This window comes from Algoriphagus aquaeductus (assembly GCF_003253485.1).
In the GTDB taxonomy this organism is placed as follows: domain Bacteria; phylum Bacteroidota; class Bacteroidia; order Cytophagales; family Cyclobacteriaceae; genus Algoriphagus; species Algoriphagus aquaeductus.
This window is the reverse complement of sequence record NZ_QKTX01000011.1, coordinates 178,608-185,595: the sequence shown is the minus strand read 5'-3', so window position 1 is coordinate 185,595 and position 6,988 is coordinate 178,608. Positions and strand designations below refer to the sequence as shown.

The window sequence follows — 6,988 nt, the reverse complement described above, 5'->3', positions numbered from 1 at the left end:
AAAAACCTCTACCAACTCCTGCCATCCAACTGGCCCAAATACCGCCCTAAATAAAAATCACTTTTTCTGCAATATGGGGTTGGTCGGAGGGATACGTTTGCAGGATCACATCACGCCGCCGAAATGACCGCCGCCATGTACTCCTTCATGGCCAGTTGCAAAAGAAACCACATCAATGAGTTTGAATGGCTCAAAGATGTCTTTGAACGAATCCAAAGCATCAACCACAAAAACCTCTACCAACTCCTGCCATCCAACTGGCCCAAATACCGCCCCAAATAAAAATCACTTTTTCTGCAATATGGGATTGGTCGGAGGGATACAAAAAGAAAAACAGGTCGTTTTGACCGGTTTTTAGTAGCGGGATCAGGACTGTTTTATTTTATTGATTTATAGATTTTTATGAATCAAAGGGAACAGATTCTTTTTGAACCAAAAATTTCAAATTCATTTGAATTGATTTTAATTCAGTCTTGGATTTTAGCACAAAATCAAAGTTTATGAGCCGTATAAGGGGGTTGAATATTGAATGATATTTTTTTTGATGATTTGGCTTCAACCTCGTTTTGCCGACAAAACTAAGTTTCTATCAAATGCAATAATCAGCATGATTTAGAATAGAATCCGCCTCATTTCTATTGTTTTCAAATCTATTAGAAACAAGGTGTTGACTTGTTGAAATTGCCCCAGTATCAATTGTGTCAGGATATTACACATGTACAATCCCACAATTCCGGGTACATGACCCATCACACCGTTTTCGGAGCAACTTGGCACATCTTCAGCATTGGGAGGCTCGGGAAATAAATCCCGTAAGTGTTTGCTCCCCTTATAATTAAATACCGCTACTTGTCCCTGGTAACCTAAAATGCTGCCATACACCAATGGTTTGCCCATCTTCGTGCAAGTGTCGTTTACAATATATCGGGTCAAAAAATTGTCGCAGCCATCCACTATGAAGTCATAATCGGAAAAAATCTGCTCGGCGTTTTCTTCTGACAACAACACCGAATAAGTATATATGGACACATACGGGTTTTGTTTTAATAATTTTTCCTTGGTGACTTCAACTTTTAACCGTCCGGCATCTTCATGGGAAAATAAAATCTGACGGTGAAGATTCGATATTTCAATTACATCAAAATCAACAACTCCTATGGTTCCTATTCCAATTGAAGTTAAATACTGAAGAATTGGGGCACCCAATCCACCTGCACCGATTACCAGTACTTTTGCTTCCTTCAGGTTTATCTGCCCAAGTAAGCCCACATCCTCCAGCATCACTTGCTTTTGATAGCGGTTAAATTCTTCTCTGCTAAGCATAGGCTTCACTGAATTTCCTGTCCCAATCTTTATGAACTACCTCGTATCCTTTACTTTTGATCAATTCCGCAATTTCCTGAACCGAACGCTTATCGGAAATCTCAAACTGCTCCAGGGAATCAGGTTCTACCGAATAACCGCCAGGATTTGTTTTTGACCCGGCACTCATTGAGGTTACGCCAAGTGGAATTATGTTATTTCTAAAGTGCTCCGATTCTCTTGTAGAAATAGACAGTTCCACATCTTCATTGAACAGCCGGTAAGCTGTCAGCAATTGAACAAGATGTTTGTCTGTTACAATTACATTTGGTTCAATAATACCCTCAGCAGGGCGCATTCTCGGGAAGGAAATGGAGTATTTTGTTTTCCAGAATTTCTTCTCCAAGTAATCCAAATGTGCTGCGCAGAAAAAGGAATCAACACGCCAATCTTCTAATCCGAGTAAAACCCCCAATCCGATTTTGTGGATTTCTGCTTCGCCAATTCTATCAGGCGTATCCAATCGGTAATCGAAATTCGATTTTTTACCTTTTGTATGATAAGTCTTGTACACCTCTTTGTGGTATGTTTCCTGATAAACCAACACCGAATAAACGCCTGCATCATGTGCTTGGCGGTATTCTTCCACACTTAAGGGCTGAAATTCTATCGAAATATTGACAAAATAAGGCTTAATAATCTTTATCGCATTTAAGAAGTAGTGGATATTCACCGTATAGTTAGCTTCACCCGTCACCAATAAGATGTGATTAAATCCGTCTTTCTTAATGGCTTCAATTTCAGTGACGATTTCATCATCGGAAAGGGTCCTGCGCCTCACTTTGTTGGTCAGGCTAAAGCCACAATAAGTACAAATATTGTTGCACTCATTACTCAAATACATGGGTGCATACAGCTGTATAGTTTTTCCGTAACGTTTTTGAGTGAGTGCACTCGATTTTGCTGCCATCTGCTCCAGATAAGGTTCTGCAGCAGGCGAAACCAGTGCTTTAAAATCCTCCAAGGTCAATTTAGAAGAGGACAATGCGTGAAGGACGTCTTTCTCTGTTTTGGAATAGATTGATTCCCTGACCTCTTCCCATGAGAACCTGTTGAAAACATCTACAAAGCTACCCATTCAAAAAAGACGTTAACGGACTTGACGCAATCGCTGATGATTGAATCTTTCCTAATTTCGATACATACGCTAACCGACCCGCAATCACCGCCATTTTAAAAGCTGTGGCCATGTCTGCCGGATTCCCTGCTACTGCAATTGCCGTGTTTACAAGAACGGCATCCGCACCCAGTTCCATTGCTTTTGCTGCATCTGAGGGCGCTCCGATTCCTGCGTCCACAATCACGGGAACGCGGCTTTGTTCAATAATAATTTCCAAAAAGTCTATTGTTCTCAGTCCTTTGTTGGTACCGATCGGCGAACCTAAGGGCATTACTGCTGCGGTACCTGCATCTTCCAATAACTTGCACAGGACAGGATCTGCATGAATGTAGGGTAGTACAATGAAACCGAGCTTAGCCAATTCTTCCGTCGCTTTCAAGGTTTCTATCGGGTCGGGCAAAAGGTATTTTGGATCGGGGTGAATTTCAAGCTTTAACCAATTCGTCTCCAATGCTTCACGTGCCAATTGTGCCGCAAAAACAGCTTCTTTCGCATTTCTCGCCCCCGAGGTATTGGGCAATAAATTGACGGACTTGGGTAAATGAGCCAAAATCGAGTCGGTATCGGTTTCCAGATCAATTCTTCTCAACGCAACCGTTACCAATTCAGAACCAGAATTAATAATGGCATTTTGCATTTCAATTGGCGAACCGAACTTACCCGTCCCCAAAAACAGCCGTGAGTTTAATTCCTTATCTCCTATTTTAAGCGGGGTCATAAAGTATTGTATTTATGCGTTCAACAATTTCCTTTTTATTTTTTGAGTTGGTCAAAATGCCCGATAATGCAATACCGCAAATTCCAGTCTCTAAAATAGCGGAGATGTCTTCTACCTGAATTCCACCAATTGCCACGATAGGAGTCTTTCTATGCCCGTCATCCAATCTGTTGAGGATGGCTCTATATCCTTCCAATCCCAGTATCGGACTCAGTTTGTCTTTTGTCGATGTGAACCTGTAAGGACCTAAGCCGATGTAATCACAACGTTCTTCTATGCGTTGAACTACGTCTTCAACTGTATTGGCGGTCCCCCCAATGATTTTGTTCTGACCCAAGATCAAGCGTGCCTCTGTAATCGCTGTGTCTGTCAATCCCAGATGTACCCCATCGGCATTAATTTTTTTAGCCAAATTCACGTTGTCGTTCAAAATAAAGGTTGCTCCAGATTGGGTACAAAAGGACTGTACTTCCAGAGCAGTTTTTTCTACAATTTCATCCGGAAAATTCTTCATGCGCAACTGAATCCATTTAACTCCTGCTGTCAAAACCTTTTTGCAATTCGAAAGATGTTCTTCAGGTGTCTGACCTTGTGATATGTACTGAAATCTATACATGATGATATCCCAATAGAGTATGATTACTATCCAATACTTTTTCCAAATAGGCTTTTCCCCTCCGGCAAGATTCTGACAGCGAAAGCCCCAAAGCCAAATTGGAGGCTATAGCAGCAGACAAAACACAGCCTGTACCGTGCTTGCTGTTGGTACTCGCCTTGGTTGGCAAAAACTCTGTGATCCCTTTGCTTTCATACAAAAAATCCACGCCTTTTTTGCTTGTTCGATGACCTCCTTTGAGAAAAACATCGCAATGCTTTGCCAATTCGTTGGCAGCCTTTTCTTCTATTTCCTCTCCTGTTATCCATTTCACTTCTTCCAGATTTGGTGTAATCAGGTAACATTTCTCCAAACTTTTGTAAAAGCGTTCTCTCGATGAAAAATCAAACAACTCAAATCCTGCAGATGCTTTGAACACAGGGTCTACTACGATTTTTACCAAGGGGAAATTCAGATGTACATAGCCTACTATCTTTTCTAAGTAGTCTACATTGGGCAAAATCCCGGTTTTAATTACGGTAATTGGATACTTCTTCAATAAGACCTCCAGTGCTGTCAACACATCCTCCACCTTCTCCCAACGCACATCCAAAAATGAATCTTCCGTTTGCAAGGTAATCCCCGAGCAAATGGCCAGACCATACACTTGGTGCTGCTCAAACGTTTTGGTATCCGCCGTTAATCCGGCACCACCGCTTGGGTCGAAACCTGCAATTGTCAATATGTAAGGCCTGTCCTGCATACGGTGTTTAATTTTTCAAATACTTCTACTTTATTCCCGCTCTGCCAAATCGTGCCACAAACTGCCACGCCGTCAAATCCTTTATCGAAAACTGAAGACGCGTTTGCTTGCGTAATCCCTCCTATTCCAATCAACTTTGTTGACCTGTGTTTTCCAATGTTGGCTTTCGTCTCCTTTACAGGTTTATAACCGGGTTTTGAAATGCTTTCAAAAACAGGCCCGAAGAATGTATAGCTGAATACTCCATTCAAAGTCTGAAAAGCTTCTGAAGAATGTACTGAAGTGGAAAAAACCAACCTCGTATTTTCCATACTCAGATAATCGCTTTCGGTCAGTTTCATCCGTTCGGCTTCTTTATAATGGATCCTGTGAATTCCAAATTCTTTTGCCAACTGATGATGTTGATGAAGTACAACTCGCGGACGATATTCTTCCGAAATCGCTGTCAATAAATCGCTAAGCTCTTTTTCTCCAGCTTCGGGTTTTCGCAAGTGAAACAAGTTCAATCCTGCGGCAAATAATTGATTGATTACACCCGGTTCATTTTCTAGCATTTCGGGACTGGAAACTATTATCAGCATTAAGAATAAATTTGCCTTCCCTTTTCTTTAAATTCTTCCGATTTCTCAAACATTCCCGCTTCCGCGTCATTGCGGATTTCCTGGCTAATTTTCATCGAGCAGAATTTAGGTCCGCACATCGAACAGAAGTGAGCTACTTTTGCACCTTCTGCCGGAAGTGTTTCATCGTGAAACTCGCGCGCTGTGTCCGGATCCAAGGATAAGTTGAACTGATCTTCCCATCTGAATTCGAAGCGGGCTTTGCTCAACGCATTATCTCTGTATTGCGCTCCAGGGTGTCCTTTTGCCAAATCCGCAGCGTGTGCAGCCAGCTTATAGGTGATTACTCCTGTTTTCACATCTTCTTTGTTAGGCAAGCCTAAATGTTCTTTTGGAGTAACGTAACACAGCATGGCAGTACCAAACCAACCGATCATCGCAGCCCCGATTGCCGAGGTGATGTGGTCGTAACCCGGTGCAATATCCGTAGTCAAAGGTCCCAATGTATAGAAAGGTGCTTCGTGACATTCCCTCAACTGCTTGTCCATATTCTCTTTAATCATGTGCATCGGCACGTGACCTGGACCTTCAATCATCACTTGCACCTCGTGTTTCCATGCGATTTTTGTCAGTTCCCCCAATGTTTCCAACTCCGCAAATTGTGCCGCATCGTTTGCATCGGCAATTGAACCTGGACGTAGGCCATCTCCAAGAGAGAAAGCCACATCGTATGCTTTCATGATTTCACAAATTTCTTCGAAATGGGTGTAGAGGAAATTCTCTTTGTGGTGAGACAAACACCATTTTGCCATGATCGAGCCACCGCGGGAAACGATTCCTGTCATCCGCTTTGCGGTCAACGGAATGTAGCGCAAAAGTACACCTGCATGGATAGTAAAATACGAAACCCCTTGCTCAGCTTGTTCAATCAAAGTATCTCTGAAAATCTCCCATGTCAAATCTTCTGCTTTACCTTTCACTTTTTCAAGCGCCTGATAAATCGGAACGGTTCCTATCGGAACGGGTGAGTTGCGAATAATCCATTCTCTCGTTTCATGAATGTTATCTCCGGTTGACAGATCCATAATAGTATCTGCTCCCCAACGGCAAGCCCACACAGCTTTCTCCACTTCTTCTTCAATAGATGAAGTCACGGCACTGTTACCGATATTGGCATTTATTTTCACCAAAAAATTACGTCCGATAATCATCGGCTCGCTTTCAGGATGGTTGATGTTATTTGGGATAATGGCCCTACCCGCAGCTATTTCCTCGCATACAAATTCGGGCGTAATTAAATTTACGGGAGTGTTCGCACCGAAACTTTCGCCTATGTGCTGCGCACACATCGTGTCGTACCCGCCGTTCCATTGGGCTTTCAAGTCTTCAATCCGTTGATTTTCGCGAATGGCGACATACTCCATTTCAGGTGTGATGATTCCTTTTTTCGCATAGTGCAACTGGGACACATTTCTCCCTTTTTTTGCACGCAATGGTTTAGCAATATGTTCAAAGCGCAAATGATCCAGTGAACTGTCGTTCAATCTTTCCCGCCCGTAATCCGAAGTAGTCGACCCTAAACGCTCCACATCGTTGCGATTTAAAATCCATTGCTCGCGAATTCGTGGCAATCCTTTTTTGATGTCGATTTCTGCATTTTCATCTGTATAAGGCCCACTTGCGTCATACACTGTCACCGGTGGGTTCTCCAAAGTTCCTCCGCTGAATAACTTTGTGGGCGAAACTGCAATTTCACGCATCGCTACTTTGATATCATGAATTTTCCCCGGTACATATACCTTTCTAGAACCGCTAATCGGCCCTTTAGAAATACTGCCCTGCATGGGAGATTTATCTTTTTTGCTCATGA

8 protein-coding genes are annotated in these 6,988 nt (G+C 42.6%); 1 reads left to right on the top strand and 7 read right to left on the bottom strand.

What is annotated here, in order from left to right:
- The first annotated feature begins 135 nt into the window (after positions 1-135).
- Positions 136-282 (top strand): transposase domain-containing protein, encoded by a 147-nt coding sequence (locus CLV31_RS15395; protein ID WP_245943416.1) that lies wholly within the window; start codon positions 136-138, stop codon positions 280-282.
- A 330-nt stretch (positions 283-612) separates the two neighbouring features.
- Here the strand turns inward: CLV31_RS15395 and CLV31_RS15390 are convergent, their stop codons facing one another.
- The 7 genes from CLV31_RS15390 to thiC are packed head-to-tail and all read right to left on the bottom strand — an operon-like array spanning position 613 to position 6,986.
- The gene (locus CLV31_RS15390; protein WP_111393792.1) at positions 613-1,323 is read right to left on the bottom strand and encodes a HesA/MoeB/ThiF family protein; all 711 of its coding nucleotides are present in this window, start codon (positions 1,321-1,323) and stop codon (positions 613-615) included.
- Positions 1,316-2,440 (bottom strand): 2-iminoacetate synthase ThiH, encoded by a 1,125-nt coding sequence (gene thiH / locus CLV31_RS15385; RefSeq protein ID WP_111393791.1) that lies wholly within the window; start codon positions 2,438-2,440, stop codon positions 1,316-1,318. Before thiH ends, CLV31_RS15390 begins: the two co-directional genes overlap by 8 nt.
- Complete coding sequence (locus tag CLV31_RS15380) at positions 2,433-3,200, bottom strand: thiazole synthase (protein ID WP_111393790.1); 768 nt, start codon at positions 3,198-3,200, stop codon at positions 2,433-2,435. Before CLV31_RS15380 ends, thiH begins: the two co-directional genes overlap by 8 nt.
- A complete protein-coding gene (locus CLV31_RS15375; protein WP_111393789.1) occupies positions 3,187-3,816 on the bottom strand; it encodes a thiamine phosphate synthase in 630 nt (209 codons plus the stop codon). The genes CLV31_RS15380 and CLV31_RS15375 overlap by 14 nt, the downstream gene beginning before the upstream one ends.
- Complete coding sequence (locus CLV31_RS15370; protein WP_111393788.1) at positions 3,809-4,558, bottom strand: hydroxymethylpyrimidine/phosphomethylpyrimidine kinase; 750 nt, start codon at positions 4,556-4,558, stop codon at positions 3,809-3,811. The genes CLV31_RS15375 and CLV31_RS15370 overlap by 8 nt, the downstream gene beginning before the upstream one ends.
- On the bottom strand, positions 4,534-5,139 hold the full coding sequence (locus CLV31_RS15365; protein WP_111393787.1) for a thiamine phosphate synthase: 606 nt from the start codon (positions 5,137-5,139) through the stop codon (positions 4,534-4,536). The genes CLV31_RS15370 and CLV31_RS15365 overlap by 25 nt, the downstream gene beginning before the upstream one ends.
- Positions 5,139-6,986: a phosphomethylpyrimidine synthase ThiC gene (gene thiC, locus CLV31_RS15360; RefSeq protein ID WP_111393786.1), complete on the bottom strand. Its 1,848-nt coding sequence runs from the start codon at positions 6,984-6,986 to the stop codon at positions 5,139-5,141. The genes CLV31_RS15365 and thiC overlap by 1 nt, the downstream gene beginning before the upstream one ends.
- Positions 6,987-6,988: the final 2 nt, after the last annotated feature.

Bases quoted from the DNA above. Each gene is read 5' to 3' on its own strand.
- CLV31_RS15395 (WP_245943416.1), top strand. From the start codon at position 136: ATGTACTCCTTCATGGCCAGTTGCAAAAGAAACCACATCAATGAGTTT.
- CLV31_RS15390 (WP_111393792.1), bottom strand. From the start codon at position 1,323: ATGCTTAGCAGAGAAGAATTTAACCGCTATCAAAAGCAAGTGATGCTG.
- thiH (WP_111393791.1), bottom strand. From the start codon at position 2,440: ATGGGTAGCTTTGTAGATGTTTTCAACAGGTTCTCATGGGAAGAGGTC.
- CLV31_RS15380 (WP_111393790.1), bottom strand. From the start codon at position 3,200: ATGACCCCGCTTAAAATAGGAGATAAGGAATTAAACTCACGGCTGTTT.
- CLV31_RS15375 (WP_111393789.1), bottom strand. From the start codon at position 3,816: ATGTATAGATTTCAGTACATATCACAAGGTCAGACACCTGAAGAACAT.
- CLV31_RS15370 (WP_111393788.1), bottom strand. From the start codon at position 4,558: ATGCAGGACAGGCCTTACATATTGACAATTGCAGGTTTCGACCCAAGC.
- CLV31_RS15365 (WP_111393787.1), bottom strand. From the start codon at position 5,139: ATGCTGATAATAGTTTCCAGTCCCGAAATGCTAGAAAATGAACCGGGT.
- thiC (WP_111393786.1), bottom strand. From the start codon at position 6,986: ATGAGCAAAAAAGATAAATCTCCCATGCAGGGCAGTATTTCTAAAGGG.